This is a genomic window from Pseudalkalibacillus hwajinpoensis (genome assembly GCF_039851965.1).
Lineage (GTDB): Bacteria > Bacillota > Bacilli > Bacillales > Guptibacillaceae > Guptibacillus > Guptibacillus hwajinpoensis_E.
In genome coordinates, this window is the sequence record NZ_CP156674.1 from 3,286,181 (window position 1) to 3,304,224 (window position 18,044).

18 protein-coding genes and 2 pseudogenes are annotated in these 18,044 nt (G+C 41.2%); 11 read left to right on the top strand and 9 right to left on the bottom strand.

The genetic code is table 11. From position 1 onward, the window contains the following. Positions 1-87 precede the first annotated feature (87 nt). Positions 88-369 carry a hypothetical protein gene (locus tag ABFG93_RS16930; protein ID WP_347549180.1) on the bottom strand — a complete coding sequence of 94 codons (282 nt, stop codon included), beginning with the start codon at positions 367-369 and terminating at the stop codon, positions 88-90. Positions 370-781: 412 nt separating this feature from the next. Between ABFG93_RS16930 and ABFG93_RS16935 the strand changes: the two genes are divergently transcribed. The 6 genes from ABFG93_RS16935 to menC all read left to right on the top strand — a co-directional run bounded on the left by ABFG93_RS16935 (position 782) and on the right by menC (position 8,226). Beyond that, entirely contained in the window at positions 782-2,185 is a 1,404-nt protein-coding gene (locus ABFG93_RS16935; protein ID WP_347549181.1) for an isochorismate synthase, read from the top strand. After that, on the top strand, positions 2,178-3,935 hold the full coding sequence (gene menD, locus ABFG93_RS16940) for a 2-succinyl-5-enolpyruvyl-6-hydroxy-3-cyclohexene-1-carboxylic-acid synthase (RefSeq protein WP_347549182.1): 1,758 nt from the start codon (positions 2,178-2,180) through the stop codon (positions 3,933-3,935). The genes ABFG93_RS16935 and menD overlap by 8 nt, the downstream gene beginning before the upstream one ends. Beyond that, positions 3,916-4,728 carry a 2-succinyl-6-hydroxy-2,4-cyclohexadiene-1-carboxylate synthase gene (gene menH / locus ABFG93_RS16945; RefSeq protein WP_347549183.1) on the top strand — a complete coding sequence of 271 codons (813 nt, stop codon included), beginning with the start codon at positions 3,916-3,918 and terminating at the stop codon, positions 4,726-4,728. Before menD ends, menH begins: the two co-directional genes overlap by 20 nt. Before the next feature lie 40 nt (positions 4,729-4,768). Further along, entirely contained in the window at positions 4,769-5,584 is an 816-nt protein-coding gene (menB, locus tag ABFG93_RS16950; RefSeq protein WP_347549184.1) for a 1,4-dihydroxy-2-naphthoyl-CoA synthase, read from the top strand. A 66-nt stretch (positions 5,585-5,650) separates the two neighbouring features. Next, positions 5,651-7,123: an o-succinylbenzoate--CoA ligase gene (locus ABFG93_RS16955; RefSeq protein ID WP_347549185.1), complete on the top strand. Its 1,473-nt coding sequence runs from the start codon at positions 5,651-5,653 to the stop codon at positions 7,121-7,123. Beyond that, the gene (menC, locus tag ABFG93_RS16960) at positions 7,111-8,226 is read left to right on the top strand and encodes an o-succinylbenzoate synthase (protein WP_347549186.1); all 1,116 of its coding nucleotides are present in this window, start codon (positions 7,111-7,113) and stop codon (positions 8,224-8,226) included. Before ABFG93_RS16955 ends, menC begins: the two co-directional genes overlap by 13 nt. A gap of 48 nt (positions 8,227-8,274) precedes the next feature. On the opposite strand, the gene ABFG93_RS16965 is transcribed toward menC, so the two are convergent. From ABFG93_RS16965 to ABFG93_RS16975, 3 genes are all read right to left on the bottom strand, one after another. After that, positions 8,275-8,571, bottom strand: a complete 297-nt coding sequence (locus ABFG93_RS16965) for a DUF3817 domain-containing protein (RefSeq protein WP_347549187.1) — start codon at positions 8,569-8,571, stop codon at positions 8,275-8,277. 894 nt (positions 8,572-9,465) lie between these two features. Further along, on the bottom strand, positions 9,466-9,654 hold the full coding sequence (locus ABFG93_RS16970; RefSeq protein ID WP_347549188.1) for a hypothetical protein: 189 nt from the start codon (positions 9,652-9,654) through the stop codon (positions 9,466-9,468). 123 nt (positions 9,655-9,777) lie between these two features. Further along, entirely contained in the window at positions 9,778-11,955 is a 2,178-nt protein-coding gene (locus ABFG93_RS16975) for a UvrD-helicase domain-containing protein (RefSeq protein WP_347549189.1), read from the bottom strand. A 143-nt stretch (positions 11,956-12,098) separates the two neighbouring features. Here ABFG93_RS16975 and ABFG93_RS16980 point away from each other — a divergent pair, with 143 nt between their 5' ends. The 3 genes and pseudogenes from ABFG93_RS16980 to ABFG93_RS16990 all read left to right on the top strand — a co-directional run. Beyond that, positions 12,099-12,323, top strand: a complete 225-nt coding sequence (locus ABFG93_RS16980) for a hypothetical protein (RefSeq protein WP_347549190.1) — start codon at positions 12,099-12,101, stop codon at positions 12,321-12,323. A gap of 21 nt (positions 12,324-12,344) precedes the next feature. Further along, positions 12,345-12,683 (top strand): hypothetical protein, encoded by a 339-nt coding sequence (locus ABFG93_RS16985; protein WP_347549191.1) that lies wholly within the window; start codon positions 12,345-12,347, stop codon positions 12,681-12,683. Positions 12,684-12,792: 109 nt separating this feature from the next. Further along, positions 12,793-12,864: pseudogene (locus tag ABFG93_RS16990) on the top strand (YjcZ family sporulation protein); the annotation flags it as partial. Positions 12,865-13,230: 366 nt separating this feature from the next. Here ABFG93_RS16990 and ABFG93_RS23155 read toward each other — a convergent pair. Continuing rightward, positions 13,231-13,905: pseudogene (locus ABFG93_RS23155) on the bottom strand (ABC transporter permease). Between the two features lie 27 nt (positions 13,906-13,932). Continuing rightward, positions 13,933-14,091: a hypothetical protein gene (locus ABFG93_RS16995; protein ID WP_347549192.1), complete on the bottom strand. Its 159-nt coding sequence runs from the start codon at positions 14,089-14,091 to the stop codon at positions 13,933-13,935. 151 nt (positions 14,092-14,242) lie between these two features. On the opposite strand from ABFG93_RS16995, the gene ABFG93_RS17000 reads away from it, so the two are divergent. Beyond that, positions 14,243-14,770, top strand: a complete 528-nt coding sequence (locus ABFG93_RS17000; protein WP_347549193.1) for a hypothetical protein — start codon at positions 14,243-14,245, stop codon at positions 14,768-14,770. 162 nt (positions 14,771-14,932) lie between these two features. After that, positions 14,933-15,406 carry an RNA deprotection pyrophosphohydrolase gene (gene ytkD / locus ABFG93_RS17005; protein ID WP_347549194.1) on the top strand — a complete coding sequence of 158 codons (474 nt, stop codon included), beginning with the start codon at positions 14,933-14,935 and terminating at the stop codon, positions 15,404-15,406. Between the two features lie 34 nt (positions 15,407-15,440). On the opposite strand, the gene ABFG93_RS17010 is transcribed toward ytkD, so the two are convergent. The 3 genes from ABFG93_RS17010 to ABFG93_RS17020 form a co-directional block, all read right to left on the bottom strand. Next, a complete protein-coding gene (locus ABFG93_RS17010) occupies positions 15,441-16,298 on the bottom strand; it encodes a cation diffusion facilitator family transporter (RefSeq protein WP_347549195.1) in 858 nt (285 codons plus the stop codon). 177 nt (positions 16,299-16,475) lie between these two features. Next, positions 16,476-17,276, bottom strand: coding sequence for an ABC transporter permease (locus ABFG93_RS17015; RefSeq protein WP_347549196.1), 801 nt, complete (start codon positions 17,274-17,276; stop codon positions 16,476-16,478). Beyond that, positions 17,257-18,033, bottom strand: coding sequence for an ABC transporter ATP-binding protein (locus ABFG93_RS17020; RefSeq protein WP_347549197.1), 777 nt, complete (start codon positions 18,031-18,033; stop codon positions 17,257-17,259). The genes ABFG93_RS17015 and ABFG93_RS17020 overlap by 20 nt, the downstream gene beginning before the upstream one ends. Between the last annotated feature and the right edge of the window lie 11 nt (positions 18,034-18,044).

The window sequence follows — 18,044 nt, forward strand, 5'->3', positions numbered from 1 at the left end:
AAAAACGGTGAAGGGGTGTCAATCCTTTTGTAAATATAAAGAAAAACAAAGCGGTTCACCTTTTGAATGGTGAGCCGCTTTGTTTGTTTAATAATAAGGTCGAGGATATGGTCTAAAGAACGCGATGCTTCCCAGTCCTACACCTAATAGACCTCCGAGAAAGCCTCCAGCAAAAGCCCCAAAGAAAAATAAACCGGGTCCTTCAGGATGTTCTGGCCCTTCACAATTTCGGTTTAAGGGGCGAATGTAAACAAATTCGTTGTCTACATCTTCAATATGACCTCTGTGCAGTTGGCCGTCATGACACTGAATTTCAACACATTGTCCAATATGCTGACGACAGACGCCGTGATAATAGTGTCTGGACAAGTAAGACCCTCCTTTAAATTGTATTCCAAAAATAACTGCAGAACTGTGTCTACTTTTATCACACCCTTAAGGGGAAGAAATCTCCACCTCAAAACGTAAGTCAATCAAGATGTTTAGTTGGAGATTAACTGCTTCTAAAGGTGCGATTTGTTCAACCCACCTTCAGAAGGAGATAAAGCAAAGCCCAGTCTGAAGGAAGTTTCACATTATCAGTCTATGCAGCCATTTTAATTTGAAAGAGGCATCTGCGGAGTATTGGAATGGTTTTTTTTCTTGAGATGGGGAATCTATAGATAAGCGTCCAATCCGCTTCGTTGACAGTTTGAGCCAGACAGGTGTATCCTTTAAGTAACTGTGGCCGAGGCTGACTCGGTCCGCTTTTGCATGGAGAGAAAGTTGGGGGGAGAAGACGGTGTCTACAATACAACATCAAGAACTATATAGCCTGCTTCATCAAGGTGTAAGCAAGGCAGAAAAGCGGGGAACGTCCGTGCTTGTTAGTCAGGTGCTATCAATAGCTGCTGTCGATCCCCTCTCCTTTTATGCAGCTGGTTCGTCAGGGTATCAGAATGATCGCACCTTCTGGTCTGATCCGGATAATGATACAACCATAGTTGGTCTTGGACGAATGAAGCAATTTGAGGCACGTTCAGACCGATTTCGGATGATCGAGCAGGAATGGCAAGAATTCCTTCAAACCTCTGTTATTGATGGTGCTCCTGCTAGACCAGGTGTAGGACCTGTATTATTAGGGGGATTCTCATTTGACCCCTCTGCACCAGATAACGGAAGTTGGGATCACTTTCCTGAGGGAGGAATGATCCTTCCTGAATTAATGATAACGTCTGCAGGAAATAATGCCTGGCTTACGATTAATGCGATTGTAAATGGAGAAGATGATGCAGAGGGTTTATCCGAAAAGTTACTTAATAAGCACCATCTCATATTAACAGATTTAAACGATGAGCCATATTTAAAAGGTGAGGACTTTTCTATAGAAGAAATACGACCGAATGATTGGAAAGAAACAGTGCAAAGTGCTGCAGCTAGTATTAGAGAAGGCAAACTTGAAAAAGTTGTCCTTGCTCGTGAAATTAAGCTACAGTCTTCCAACTCCTTTTCCTCATCACGTACGTTAAAAAGACTCAAAAAACAACAAAGTGATAGCTATTTATTCGCTTTTGAGTACGGAAATCAATGCTTTTTGGGAGCCTCTCCTGAACGATTGGTAAAACGAGATGGCCAACAGGTTTATTCAACGTGTCTTGCTGGTTCAATTCAAAGAGGGGAAACTGCTGAAGAAGATGGTGAGCTTGGTAACATTCTTTTACATGACAAGAAGAATCGGATCGAACATGACCTTGTGGTTCAAATGATTCGTACCGCTATGGAAGAAGAATGCGAATTTGTACAGGTTCCTTCAGTACCAGAGTTGTTGAAAACGCCGGATATTCAACATTTATATACGCCGGTTGTCGCAAGAGCTGGAAAGGGAACAAGTCTCCTTCGCATGGTGGAGAGGCTTCATCCTACACCGGCTCTGGGTGGCTTTCCGCAAGAAGAAGCCGTTGAGGAAATTAGACGGATTGAAAATCTTGATCGCGGCTGGTATGCAGGACCTGTTGGTTGGATGGATTTTCAAGGAAATGGCGAATTTGCTGTTGCCATTCGTTCTGGATTACTTAACGGGAATCAAGCTACGTTATATGCAGGCTGTGGAATCGTTGGAGACTCGGATCCTCAGAGTGAATACGAAGAAACAAAGATGAAGTTTAAACCTATGCTTACAGCACTTGGGGGAAATCAATATGACTGATCAAGAAATACTGTCGAACTACGTTGGGGCGTTTGTAGATGAATTGTTTCGATCAGGTGTGAAACACGTTGTCATCAGCCCGGGATCACGCTCAACCCCTCTTGCAATGATCATGGCAGAGCACCCTTCCTTAAAGGTGTGGGTTCACGTCGATGAACGTTCAGCAGGCTTCTTCGCGCTTGGGATAGCCAAAGCAAGAAGAGAGCCTGTTGCTCTTTTGTGTTCATCTGGGACAGCAGGTGCGAATTATTATCCTGCAGTTATTGAAGCAGCTCAATCGCGAGTTCCTCTCATTGTTTTAACCGCGGATCGCCCCCATGAGTTAAGAGATAACGGCGCACCGCAGGCGATAAATCAACTTAAGTTATTCGGAGACTTCCCAAAGTGGTTTATGGAAATGGCAGTGCCGGATTCGTCTCCAGATTTAATTCGCTACATAAGAACGACGGCTTCAAGAGCTGCTAGTGTTTCGGCAATGGCTCCTGCAGGTCCGGTTCATTTGAATTTTCCATTCAGAGACCCACTTATACCGGATCTTTCCTATTCAGGACTTTTCTCTGATGGTAGAGTGAACAACGAGCCCTGGGTGAGTGTTCCAGAACACACAACCATGCTGAATGAGGAAGCGATCACTTACTATGCAAACCTGGTAGAGAGTAAAAAAGGAGTGATCGTAGTTGGACCACAGGAAAATCCTGAATTAGCAGATTTTATCTTTAAGCTTGCGGACGCTCTTCAGTTCCCGGTGCTTGCTGATCCCCTTTCGAAATGTCGGATTCCGGGTGAGCCTTTATTAATTAGTAGTTACGATGCACTTCTCAGAGGGGAGGTAGCGTCTGAGCTTCATCCTGACGTTATTCTTCGATTTGGAGCAATGCCTGTTTCTAAAGCATATATGCTGTTTATTAAAGACCTAACTGATGCTGTACAGGTCGTTGTGGATGAGAACGGCTTCCGTGATCCGACGCTAATGAGCTCCGACATGCCATCAGTCACACCAATTCGCTTTGCTAAGAGTCTTCTAAGTGTCATTGAAAGAAATACCAGCAACGGAAGATGGATAGAAAAATGGCAGGCGTTAAATGCTAAAGCAATAGGGTTATTATCCTCATATGAGGAAGAGGAATTGTTTGAAGGAAGCGTGTTTAGAGAGCTTAGTAAATTAATGCAGGCTGATCAGTTGCTTTTTGTTGGCAATAGCATGCCAATCAGAGATCTTGAGAATTTCCTTTTACCTGAGAATAATTCTCCGGAAGTTATGGGGAATCGTGGAGCTAACGGGATTGATGGTATTGTGTCAACTGCACTCGGAGCGAGTGTTTCGTATTCATCTTCTGTTCTTGTGATTGGAGATTTATCGTTCTATCACGATATGAATGGACTTCTTCTTGCGAAGCTCTATGACTTAAATATGACAATTATTGTTGTTAACAATGATGGAGGAGGTATTTTCTCCTTCCTCCCACAAAGGCAGTATGATAAGCATTTTGAACAGCTCTTCGGAACACCTCTGGGTCTGGATTATGAACATACGGCTAACCTTTATGGAGCAAGCTTTGATCGGGTTTCGAATTGGGGAGAATTCAGATCAGCGTTTCAGGGTAGCACAGCACAGAGAGGTCTTAGCATTATAGAGGTGCCGACAGATCGACAAGTAAACATCATGCTGCATAAAAAGGTGTTTGCCAGTATTAACGAGGCAACCTCACGCGTGAGCAAGGAGCTTTCACATGAAGATTTCGATCGATAATCTTAACTTTCATATAATCGATGAGGGAAAAGGAGAAACAATTGTTCTTCTCCACGGTTTTACAGGGAATGCGTTAACCTGGGAGTCTTTTATTAACAAATGGTCTTCTTCCTATCGAATCATTGCTATTGATCTAATCGGACATGGAGAAAGCAGTAAACCGGCCGATGCTTCGTTATATACAATGGAAGCGATGAGTCGCTTTCTAAAAGAAATTCTTGATATATGTCGGCTTGACCATGTTCATCTTCTTGGTTACTCAATGGGAGGTAGGCTCGCCCTGTCGTTTGCTATGCAATATCCCTCCTACGTGAAAACGCTTCTTCTTGAAAGCAGTTCTCCAGGTCTTCGGACAGTGGAGGAACGAGAAGAACGAATTCGTAAAGATTATGCCCTGGCAAGAAAAATACTGGATGAGGGTATGCTTGAATTTGTGTCGTACTGGGAGACGATTCCATTGTTTTCTTCCCAGCAGCATCTATCTGAGGCTCTGAAGAGTGAGTTGAGAGAACAGCGGATAACAAATAGCGAGGTAGGACTTGCAAATAGTTTAATCGGGATGGGGACTGGTGCTCAACCATCCTACTGGGAGTCCTTACATGAGTTAGGAATTCCTGTTCTATTGCTCACGGGAGAGTATGATAATAAATTTATTTCGATTGCGAAAAGGATGGCATCAGCTATTCCTCGAGCGGATATTGTGCAAATTAATGACGCAGGGCATACAATACATGTAGAACAAACGCAAATCTTTGATAAAATGGTAGTAGCTTTTCTTGAAAAGCATGTATAACCACTGTACTTCATTTTTTACATACGAAAGGAGCATTCACATGATTGAATGGAAAACTGAAAGAGAATTTGAAGACATTCTTTATGAAACGTATGATGGAATTGCGAAAATCACGATCAACCGTCCCGAAGTTCGCAATGCATTCCGACCAAAGACAGTTAATGAATTGATTACTGCATTTGCTTTTGCGAGAGATGACTCAGATATTGGGGTTATTGTTCTGGCGGGAGCAGGAGACAAAGCCTTCTGTTCAGGCGGAGACCAGAGTGTGCGCGGTCACGGTGGATACGTAGGTGATGATGAAATCCCACGCTTGAACGTTCTTGACCTTCAGCGTTTGATTCGTGTGATCCCTAAGCCGGTTGTCGCAATGGTATCAGGTTATGCTATTGGTGGTGGCCATGTTCTTCACGTTGTTTGTGATTTAACAATCGCAGCTGACAACGCTATTTTTGGACAAACAGGTCCTAAAGTAGGAAGCTTTGATGCAGGTTATGGTGCTGGTTATCTCGCTCGTATCGTCGGCCATAAGAAAGCCCGTGAAATCTGGTACCTCTGCCGTCAATACAATGCACAGGAAGCACTTGATATGGGACTTGTTAACACCGTTGTGCCACTTGATCAGCTTGAAGCTGAAACAGTTCAGTGGGCTCAAGAAATGCTTGATAAATCACCAACAGCTCTCCGTTTCTTAAAAGCATCTCTTAACGCAGATACAGACGGCCTTGCTGGTCTTCAGCAAATGGGCGGAGACGCTACCCTTCTTTATTACACAACTGATGAAGCGAAAGAAGGACGCGATTCATTTAAAGAAAAACGCAAGCCTGACTTTAAACAGTTCCCGCGTTTTCCTTAATAGCATGCTAACAGCTTGATGGGGCCCCATCAAGCTGTTTTTTACGAGAGGAAAGGGTGTTTTACGATGGAAACGATGCCGAATTGGCTGCATAAACGTGCTTCAATGACGCCTGAAAGAATAGCCGTTATCGAAAATAATCAGCAACTGACGTATAAAGAACTAAATGAAAAATCAATTGGGATAGCAAATGGGATGAAAAATGAAGGAATAGCGAAGGGGCAGCATATTGGATTTCTGATGCAGAATGGATTGAATGCTGCAGTCTGTTTACATGCTTTGATGTATATTGGTGCTGTTATTGTTCCATTGAATCATCGGTTAACAGGACCGGAGCTATCGTTTCAAGTGGAAGACGCTGAGCTTTCTTTTGTGATTGCAGATGCCGAACTTGAAAATAAGGCACTGAACGCGCTTGGAGACGCGAACTCGACATTAGTGATCTGGGAAGCGCTTATTCCCGATCCGAATTCAGATGAATTAGAGACTATCATTTCGCTGGATCAGCTTCACACGATTATGTATACCTCTGGCACTACTGGAAAACCAAAAGGTGTAATGCTCACATACGGAAATCACTGGTGGAGCGCTGTAAGCTCCAGTTTAAATCTCGGGCTTCACACCGAGGACCGGTGGTTGTGTGCAGTACCAATGTTTCACATGAGTGGACTTTCAATTTTATTACGCAGTGTCATTTATGGCGTTACGATGATCATCCAACCTCGATTCGACCCGCATTCCGTTAATCAATCAATCCAACAAGAGGGTATCTCAGTTGTATCGGTAGTAAGCGCAATGCTAAAACGGATGCTTGATGATCTTGCGGATGAAAATTATCCCTCAACACTTCGCTGTGTTCTTCTCGGAGGTGGGCCGGCTCCATACCCGCTTCTTTCAATTTGCGAGACTAAAAATATTCCTGTTTTTCAGACGTTTGGGATGACAGAAACAGCTTCACAGCTTGTAACGCTTTCTCCCGAATATATGCTCGATAAGCAAGGGTCTGCTGGTAAGGCACTATTTCCATCCGAGGTGAAAATTAGCGATAATGGAAAAATGCTTTCTCAAGGGGAGCACGGCGAAATTCTAGTGAAAGGCCCTACAGTAACAAAGGGTTACTGGAAAAGGAAAGAAGCAACGGAGCTCTCGCTTCGTAATGGTTGGCTTCACACTGGTGATATTGGCTACCTTGATGGGGATGGCTTTCTATTCGTCCTTGATCGCAGAAAGGATCTCATTCTTTCTGGTGGTGAAAATGTGTATCCTGCTGAAATAGAAGCTGCCCTTTTTGAACATAAAGAGGTAAAAGATGCAGGAGTTACAGGCATGATAGATGAGAAATGGGGAGAAGTTCCAATTGCGTTTGTCGTAAGAGGAGATGATGGTGTTACAGAGGGGGAGCTGCTTGCATTTCTATCAGAACGGCTGGCAGGATATAAGTTGCCGAAAAGCATTTCATTTGTAAGTGAGCTTCCGAGAAATGGGGCTAATAAACTTCAGCGAACGTTACTTAAAAAAGGAGGACAATGGTCAAGTTGAACATCCATTCAGTAATACTCCATCACGTTAAAATGGTTCTGAAAACCCCTTTTTCGAACAGTCTTGAAACGGTCTCAAATCGAGAGCTTATCATCGTTGAAGTGATTGACGCTGATGGGTATACAGGGTTCGGTGAAGGAGTCGCATTCACTTCCCCCTGGTACACAGAAGAAACACTTGTTACTTCATGGCATATGCTAAAGGATTTTATGATACCGAAGTTAATGGATACACAGCTTAAACACCCTTCGGAGGTGGAGAAACTTTTCAAAGGAATCAGACGGAATCCAATGGCTAAATTCGCGATAGAAGGAGCAATTTGGGACCTTTTTTCCAAAAAAGAAGAAATCAGTCTTGCAAAAGCGCTAGGAGGATTGGCTACAAGTATTAAAGCAGGAGTAGCTGTTGGGGCATCCAATCCAGAGGCAATGCTTTACGAAATTAGCAAGCGCATTGAGGAAGGATATGAGCGCATTAAAGTGAAGATCAAGCCCTCACAGGACATCGCTATTATTAAAGCCATTCGAAATGCGTTTCCTGACATCCAATTAATGGCGGATGCGAACTCAGCCTATTCGCTAGACGATATTGACCGACTAAGAGCGATTGATGAGTTTGGACTCTTAATGATTGAACAACCTCTTGCTGCAGATGATATCGTTGATCATTCAATCTTGCAGAAAGAGTTAGTGACACCGATCTGTCTTGATGAAAGTATCGCATCTTATGACGATGCTAGAAGGGCACTTGATCTCGAAAGCTGTGGGGTGATCAATATTAAACCAGGGCGAGTTGGAGGATTGTCCATCAGCAAGAAAATTCATGATTTATGTGCTCAGCGCGGTATTCCGGTATGGTGTGGAGGCATGCTTGAGTCAGGGATAGGGCGTGCGCATAATATTGCGCTTTCCAGTCTCCCTAACTTCACCATTCCAGGAGATGTTTCGGCATCATCACGTTATTGGGAACGTGATCTTATTCTCCCTGCCGTGACAATGAATGAAGGCTTGATAGCCGTTCCTGACGGGGATGGTATCGGGTTCGAAATCAATCGAGAAGAACTTGAGCGTGTTACCTTATCGAAAGAGGTCATTTTATTTTAGTAATTGGACCAATGCACAAAAAAGCCGAACCAGAGTGGTTCGGCTTCCTTATGCTTCGGAGTTTCTAACAAGACGTGCATCAAAAATAAAAGGTCCAAATGGAATGACAGAGGAAATAGCTGCAAGGAGTGCTTTAGTAAACGACCAGCGCTTCACTATGGTTACGTAAAGAATAACGATGAGGTATAGGACGAATAACCCCCCATGTAATGCTCCTACAATTGTGACCGCCATAGGGAGGTCCATAAGATATTTAAGCGGCATCGCTATTCCTAGTAACAATAGAAAGGAAATCCCTTCTGCATACCCGACGCCTCGAAATAATTTTAATGGTTGGTTAAACAAGATTAACTCACTCCTTCATATTCTTCTATTGTGATCTTTTCACAAAAACAGATACAGGCAGTTTACTAACAGTATATCAATACACCAGAAGCAAAAGAAGCGATAGATTTATCGATTTCTTGACAGTTGTGACTATAATGAACTGTCATAGACAGAACTTTTAGTACTATAGCATTGTTTTCAATAAGAGTTATAAGTGATAATTGCTTATAGATGGATAAATAAAGTAGAATGAATGTGGATGATCATAAATATAACCCTGAAGGAGATTTATATGAATAGCAAAAAGCAAGCGATCTTTATATACATTCCTAAGTCCAAAGTCGATGAAGTAAAGAATAACATGAAGAAAAATGATTGAAGAAAAATGAAAAATCAGCCGGGCATTGTGCCCGGCTGATTTTTTGAAATATAAATATGGAAAAGATCTATATCGTTGATGCTGTCTGCTATTAAATAAATGAAATAATTGCAGCGATTACGGCAATTGCGCCAATAATCATTAGGATTGTACGTACCATTTCTATTCCTCCTTGATTTAGTCATTATAATTGCTTGATTCATAACGATAATTTTTGTTGTTTTTTTGTTGTTTTCTAGAATAACGCGCTAACAACAAATGCAACTACGACTACAATACCAACAATAACGAGTACTTGTTTCAACATAATGACTTCCTCCTTTAATATAGCAATATCCTTTGCTACTACTGATATACCCTTTTCATTTTTTATATCAAACCTTTTTTATAAATATAGGTAAAAATAACTACTGATCGAGTGAATTTAGTTTACTACCATATTAAATGTTTTTATTATGTATCAATTGTTCGTATTTATACGAAGAAGAGCGTTAAAAAAAGAGCCTCCAGCAGGAGACTCCTTGACTTATTTATTATTGCTTAGGATTTACTTTCATCCGTTCTTGTTGAAAGAATTCTTTTAATTCCGGGTTGAGATACTCCGGCTCCTTGTCATTTAAATTCAGTCTAATCAGCTTGCCTTCAAGGTAATCCATAATTCCAATGACTGTCCCGTCTGCAAGCTGTTTCTGAAAGATGGTTTCATAACGAATGCTGCTCATCGGAGCCCTCCTGTTGCGCGTTTTTTTCTACTATAGCACGTTTGGAGATCAAAAAAGCCACGTTAAACTTCTCTTAAATGAACTGTAATCAAAGCGCAACAATGCTTAACAGGGTGACATAAGTTAACGAGTGGAAACAGGCTTATGTGAGATGATCATAGGCAGGTTACACAGTGGGCACTGTTTCTCTTTAGGTTCTCCTTGATCCGTTATTTTCATCCATCCTTTGCAGAATTCTCCCGTACATACCCATGCTTTCACTGTTTTGCCTTCTTGTTTAACGACTTTCTTAAAGGCATCTGTTAAAAAACGCGAGACAGGTGTTTGTTTGCCAAGATGTTTTTCAGGTGAACTAATGTAAAGTTCTTCTTTTGCTCTTGTAATGGCCACGTAACAAAGCCTGCGTTCTTCTTCTAAGTCTGCGATGGGATTTTTCATATACAATTGTTTATGAGATGTTTCTTTATCTTTCATCGTACTCAGTGCAGAAACGTGCGGAAGAATGGTTTCTGATGCACCAATCACATAAACAATCGGAAACTCCAACCCCTTGGCCTGATGAATAGAAAGGAGTGAAATTGCGTTAGGTGTCCCCGTTTTTTTCTTATGTTCATTAAAACGCTGAATAATGCGATCAACGTAAGCCAGAAATTCAGGAATCGTTTCAAAACGAGAGCTGGAAAATTCTAGCTCATCCATCATTTCTTTCAGTGTTGTTTTGTGAACAGTTAATGCTTCATCGTTTGCGTTGTCTAAATGCTTCATATAATCATCACGAAGAAGCTGTATGGCTTTTTGCGGCTGATGTCGACTAGCTTCTTTGACTAATTCCATCCGACGATCAATTGACTTTTTCTGAAAATCACGCAAGGTTTTCCAGGTTTTTAAATGAGTAAGTGGAAATTCAGACGGTTCTACAAAATTCTCCATTTCGATGTGGCGCATTCCTGCTTCCTGGTTAATGAACAATGAAGGAAGAATCGCTGCTGTTGCATCAAGATTCTGATGTTCATAAGCAAGACGAAGATGGTCCATCATTCCTTTAATAACAGACTGTTCGTAGAAAACCTGCTTCATTCCCTGTGCATTGAAAGGAATATCCTGTTCAATAAGCTGTTCAAAGATCGCTCTCGCATTTGTATATGTCCTCGTGAGGATTGCGATATCTTTCCAGTTCCGCTGCTGCTCACGAATATGAGTCAGAATATGACCTGCCTCATCCTCAGTCGTTGCTGGACGAAGATAGTAAGGCTGTTCCCCATCTTTATCTGTCGCATTCATAATCTTTGCGCGACGATAAGTGTTGTGTTTAATCACGTGATTCCCAAGCCCGACGATTGGTGGGGCAGATCGATAGTTAGTATCAAGTGTGACGACCGCCGCATCAGGATAGGTTTTATCAAACTCAAGGATAATGGAGCTGTTGGCTCCATTGAAAGAATAAATAACCTGATCATCATCCCCTACAACGAACAGGTTGTTTTGTGGGGCTGCAATTTGTTTGATTAATTCGTATTGGATCGGATTCGTATCCTGAAACTCATCTACAAGTACATATTGAAATCGATTTTGCATTTTGGCTAGAAGCTCCGGATTATGTAAGAATTCACGGTAGGTGAAGACGAGGATGTCATCAAAATCCATATAGCGGTTTAATGTTTTCCATTTTTCATACTCAGAATAAGCAGCTTTTAATTCATTTGTTTCTTTGCTTTCTGGAACATCATTAGGATCCATCATCTTGACTTTGCAAGATGAGATTGATGAAAGCATGATCTCTGGAAGAGATGCTTCTGGACTTTTCATTTTCTTAAGAATATTCTTCATGATAATTTGCTTGTGACGTTCGCTGTTAAGAATCTTCTGGTTGTACCCAAGACTTCTTAATAACTTAAGGAAGATCGAGTGAAACGTACCGGCTGTTAATTTTCTGGCATCTTGCGTCGATACACCTGGGAGCAAGCTAATACGCTCGCGCATTTCTTCAGAAGCCTTTCGGGTAAACGTTATTAGTAAAATGTTTGCCGGGTTTTTTTCGTTCACTGTTATCAGAAAGGCGGTTCGCGCTGTAAGAACGGATGTCTTCCCGCTACCGGCACCGGCTATTGTTAATAGTGGTCCTTCTGTATGCTGGACTGCTTTTGTCTGTCTTTGGTTTAAACGAATTCCCTTTTCCTCAAGCGCATTAAAAAAAGCTTGCTCATCATTATTTTGAAATGTTTGCGCAGCTTTTAAAGGTGTTAAAGGGGCAGAGAGGTCGGATTCAGTCACCCCATGATGAGGCGTTTTTGTAAAATTCATGATCATCACCTGAACTATCTTTATAGATTCATCCCTTCATTTTACCACAAATCGATGACTTTTCGCCTAACAAGAAAAGATTAATATGTGATTGAAACGGGTAATGTCACAAACAGGATAGGTAAATTTAGGAGGTACAGACAATGGAGAAATTCATTCTAGTTATTGTAGATCACGATAAGAAGCAATTTCACGTCGAAGCTGAAGCAACAGAGGAATTAAATTATGAAGAACGTGTTCAAGAGGCGAAAGATAACGGACGAGATGTAGGTGCATTTCGCTCTCGTCTAGACACAGTTGAAAAGACAATCGATGCGGCAGGGCACGAATATAAAGGGTATAGTCACTCAGAAGTTAGTCCTGTTTAATATCCATGGAGGTGAAAAACAATGGTACGAGAAACGTATTATGTAACACCTAAAGGTGAGCTTCACGAAACGAATATTGATAGCCAACTGAATTCTTTTGAAATAAAGGCTAACCGGGAAGAGCTTATACAGGTTGAACGGGTCATTGAGAAGCTAAGATCACAGAAATATGTACAACAGAATGACTTCTTCTCAGTGAATCACTATAAAGAAAAAGAAGTGGATAGCCATCGTAACTGGACAGATGAAGCTATTTACGATTTGTATCGAATCGTACATCAATTAGGCACTCCTGAAACAAAGCAAAAAATTGAGGAAATGGGCGTTCTGTCTGCACTCAATCATAATACAAAAAAATAGAGGCCACGGCCTCTATTTTTTTGTGTTTAACTCCGCACTTGCCCTTCCTAAATAAAAGCACATACATATTGTAATAATGTAGTTAAAGAATGAATAGAGGGGGATAAAGATGAGCGGAGGATATGGTAAAGGCTTTGCGTTAATTGTTGTCCTGTTTATCTTATTGATTATTGTTGGAGCGGGCGCACTTGGTGGATATGGCCAGGGCCCAGGAAATGTTGGCGGCGCTAACTACAACCCTTATTGCTAGTGAAGGATGAACCGGCCGATGCCGGTTCATTTGTGTTTTCGGATTAATACATAAGAAGAGGCGAATCCTTCGAGTATGATAATACAGGTAAGAAGTGAAGGGAGCTGGAGGAGGCTGTACAGGATAGCTTGGATGAGCAATAAGACTAATACCATATAATTGCTGGTTAAAGTTGGACCACCTCGTTGAAGAGGAGGGAGAAACGTTTCTCGAATCAGCTCTTTTCGTAATACATAAATGTGACTTTTTGTAAGCCAGAGAAATAAAGGAACAGTAATAAAAAGGAAGAATGATTCTTTAAAGTAAAAACTGAAATATAGCCCCTATACAGACTAATCCCATATAAATCCAAAAGTAATTCCCTTTTCGGATAAATGTTCGCATATAGATGAATTCAATTGGATGCCTCACGGGGATCCATTTAATGATCCACGTTAAGTAGGGTCTTGGCTTTAGTTTATTTCTTAGTGATGGGATACCGATAAATTGGTTTGCAAATTGTTCGAAAGCAGCAGTTTGTGAAGCTTCAAGCTCGATTAGCTTTGTAAAGCGAAGTCTTTATCTTTTTTGATAAAGAAACATGAGGTATGAAACGAACAAGAACATCAACAAAGCTGCTGTAAAATAATCCTCATTTAGAATAGAAATCAAAATAAAATAAGACCCGATAAAGATTAAAATTCGTATGAATCGAAATGGAGATTGATAAGAGAGGAATAGCCCGAAAAGAGACAGTATGCTAAGTATACCTACTAAGATCGCTACGAATGTAAGCTGACCCTGTGAATATCCAGACATCAGTGGCAAACAAATGAGATAAGCCAGTGCAATCAATGGTAATGAACGGAGCAGCGAAATAAAATAGCTTCGAATAATATTTGGCTTTAAGCGAGCTTCAAAAGGTGTGAGGAAAACGACATCAGGAGCTAAAAGGAAAAGCTTAACTCCCTGTAGACTGATTGCGGCGCTCAACTACTGCGATTAAAATTGGAATAGGCGTTATAGCTGGCAACCAATTGAGTAGTTGATTGTAGTAGGCACTCCCAAAGGTAGCGGCATTAAAAGGGCAATGACAAATCGACCTTTTAGTATATAGGTTATATAAAAGAGGCGATGTCTGGCATAGATGGAAAACCGTTCATTCCATAGATCTTTCAAAGACTTAGCTCCTATCATTTAAAATAAAGCAAGTTATAGACTTTGTTGTAGTAAAAAAGACTTAAAATCCCCCTGGTTAGTTTGACACCTTGCCTAGGAAGGTAAGAGTGTACTATACCGCACTTTTACTATACTAAAAAGGATGATTACCGTGAAGAAATACATAAATGCAATCATGATAATTGGCATGTTAAGCGTAACGGCGGGTTGTGGAGCAGAGTTGTCAAAGGTAGCAGAAAATCATTCTAATATTTCTTTATTCTCGATCGAAAATAAAGCCGAAGCGAAAACAATCGCAGTCGAGAAGCTAGAAGTTGAGAAGCTTTCTGATGAATTTATTAATCGCATCGTTCAAGACACGGACGATCAGTATCAGGTGAAAAACTTTTCTTCTGAAGAAGAAATTAACAATCACCTGAGAGAAGTTGCTTCTGAAGATCTGGCAAAAAAGATTACAACTTCTTATTTTGAAGAGCGGGACGGTGCGCTCTATATTGTTCCAACTGAGCTGTTTCCATGGATGAATTCTGATAACCCATATGAGCTTACTCAGCTTAACGAATATGAATATCAGCTAGTTCAATCAAATCAATCTGATCTCTATGGTTCATACACGATCGAAATTAAATTCCTGTATGAAGATAACCACTGGATTATTAAAAACTTTACGATCAAATAAAGGAAGCGCGCGCGACAATTTGTCCGTGCGCTTTTTGATTTGATTTTGGAAAGAGTCTTACCAAAAGCAAACTTTAACAGTGTCTTTAATTGAAAGGATGATTGGACAACAATCAATTACTCTTTTACAATAAAGTAAGAAACTAAAGGACGAGGTTATAAAATGAGCGAATTTAGGTTTACAGACTATTATAACAACCAAGTGACATATTCTCTTTCAGACCAGCCTTTTTCAAAAGCACCCAAACATGTTTGGGTAATCTGTTGCTATGAAGGTGAGTGGCTTCTTACTGAACATTCCAGAAGGGGAATTGAATTTCCTGGTGGAAAAGTGGAGGAGGGGGAAACCGCAGAGAATGCTGCCGTGAGAGAAGTGTTTGAGGAGACCGGCGGTGTTGTGAATGATCTTCAATTTATTGGACAGTACCGAGTCGAAGGAAAAGGCGGTACAATCATTAAGAATGTTTACTATGCTGTTATTGAGGAGCTAATTGCAAAGGCAGATTATTTGGAGACAAAAGGTCCTGTGCTTTTAAAACAGCTTCCTGAAAACCTTCAAGTTAATGAGCGTTACAGTTTCATGATGAAGGACAAGGTGCTTTCCTATAGTCTCCAACATTTAAAGAAAGTGAAATAGAAAAAGTCCAGTCTCCTCGTCCTGGACTTTTTTTCTATAGGTTTCGTTTTCCTGGTTCAACGTGAATATTGGTGTTGTGGATATCGTGATCTTTCTCAAGTTTTTCTTCAATTTTGTCTGTAATCGAATGACCCTCTTCAATATTTAATTCCGGAGCCACTTCAACAACCGCATCGACAATGACGCTGCTCCCCGCCATACGAGCTTTAATATCCACCAGGGCTTCCACACCTTCAATCGCCTGAATCGTATCTTGAATTTCGTTGAGCTTTTCTTTGTCAAAACCATCGGTAAGCATAAGGGAGGATTCTTTAAAAATGCCGAATGCGGTCTTACAAATAATAAGCCCAACAATAAATCCGGTCAGAGGATCGAGCCAGTACATATCAAAACGTGCTCCAATAATACCGATAAATGCGCCCAGGCTGACCAGGGCGTCTGATAAATTATCTTTTGCTGCGGCCATCAGTCCATGGCTTTTTGTTTTAGTTGCAAGTCTATGATTATAAAAATAGACAGACCCCATGACGATAACACCGATTAATGCAATCCAGGCTGAATTAAGGGGAGGGGACTCTTTTGGGCCATCCAGTAAAACGGTAGCGGTATGAAAAAGCACCTGCAGTCCAATTGCCATCATCACAAACGACGCAAAGAGTGAGGAAACTGTTTCTGCTCTGGAATGACCATATGGATGATTGCGATCAGCTGGTTTAAGGGCGATTTTCATCCCTATTAAGACAGCAATGGAGGCTACGATGTCAGATGCGTTGTTCCAGCCATCCGCAAGCAAAGCTTCTGAACCATAGAGATAGCCAGCACCGAGCTTGAAAACGGATAGAATTAAATAAGCTGTAATACTGAGCCAGACGCCTCTCAATGCTTCATTCATTTTCTTCACCTGTTTTCATAAGTAATTTGTTCTTCTTTATGCTAGCAGATCGAATTCGGGTAGGTCTATAGCAATCATTTTGCCAGTGGCTAGACGTGTAGACATATGTCAGTATTGTAAGCTCGGGCTAACTAGTTTGCCCATTTGCAACAAAAAAAAGCCTCTCATGATGAGAAGCTAATGTTTGATTAATTTACGTTCCAACCATTCTACTCCGAGGTACATGATAGATGAGAATACTGCGATGACTAACAGGCTTAATAACACGAGTGTGAAGTTAAATACCTGGAATCCATAAATAATCATATAGCCAAGCCCCTGTTTCGATACGAGAAATTCCCCTACAATAACACCTACCCAGGAAAGCCCGACGTTCACCTTTAACGTAGAAATAATCGCTGGAAACGAAGCGGGTAAAATCACTTCGCGAAAAATTTGCTGTTTGTTTCCACCAAATGATCGAATGACCTTTACGTAATTAGATTCGACTGTATGGAATGCATGGTAAATCACAAGGGTAGTGATTATGATGGAAATTGATGCCCCCATCGTAATGATTGAAAGGTAACCAGGCCCGAGGGCTACGATAATAATTGGACCTAACGCTACTTTTGGCATGGAATTCAACACTACAAGGTAAGGGTCTGAAATTCTTGATGCTTTTCGTGACCACCATAATCCAGTTGCAAAAATAGTGCCAAGTGCTGTACCGAGAATAAAACCAGCAATCGTTTCTAGTAGTGTCACACCAGTATGAACGATTAAAGAACCATCACTTATTTTGGCGTAGAAGAGAGAAAAAATCTTACTTGGATAGCTGAAAAGTAAAGGGTCAATCCAGGTCATTCGTCCGGCTGCTTCCCACACAGTGAGAAACCCAAGGAGAATAAAAACCTGCCAGCTTAACACTTCTCTTTTTTCCCGCTTTAACTTTTGGATATAGGACGAATGCTGCTTCTCAAGCTGGAGATTGTTCAAGAGAATCGAGCTCCTTCCATATCTCCTGAAAATGTTCAGGGAAAGCAGGGTCGTTCCTCGCCTCAAAAGGGATGAGCTCCCGAAGATAAGCAGGAATTTGAAAAGTTCTGGCTATCTTTCCAGGGCGTGGCGAAAGAAGAATGACCCGATCTGACATGGCAATTGCTTCTCCGATGTCATGTGTCACTAGTAACGCTGTTTTTTTATGTTCTTTTAACGTCATAAATACAAGATCTTCAAGCTTTAATTTTGTTTGATAATCAAGGGCAGAGAAAGGTTCATCAAGCAATAGAAGGTCAGGGTCCGTAGCGAGTGTGCGTACTAATGCTACTCGCTGTCGCATTCCTCCTGAAAGTTGATCTGGATAGGCATGGCGAACATCGCGTAACCCCATGTCATCAAGCAGCTCTAATGTCTTTGCTTTTCGCTCTTCTGTAAGTCGGTTCAAAAGCTTTAATCCGAGAAAACAATTGTCTTCAATCGTTTTCCATGGGAATAAATAATCCTGTTGGAGCATGTAGCCCATTCGCTCTCCGGGTCTATCAATTATTTTATCTTGAAGGGTAATGATCCCTTCAGTCGATTGTATTAATCCGGAGATGATTGAAAGTAAGGTGGATTTTCCACACCCGCTTGGACCGAGGATGGAAACAAATTCTCCCTCATCAATTGAAAAGGAGAGATCTGAAATGGCTTCCTTTGCTTCACTTTTCGTTAAATAAACGTGAGTGACAGATTCAAGTTGAAGGAAAGACATCTTATTTCCTC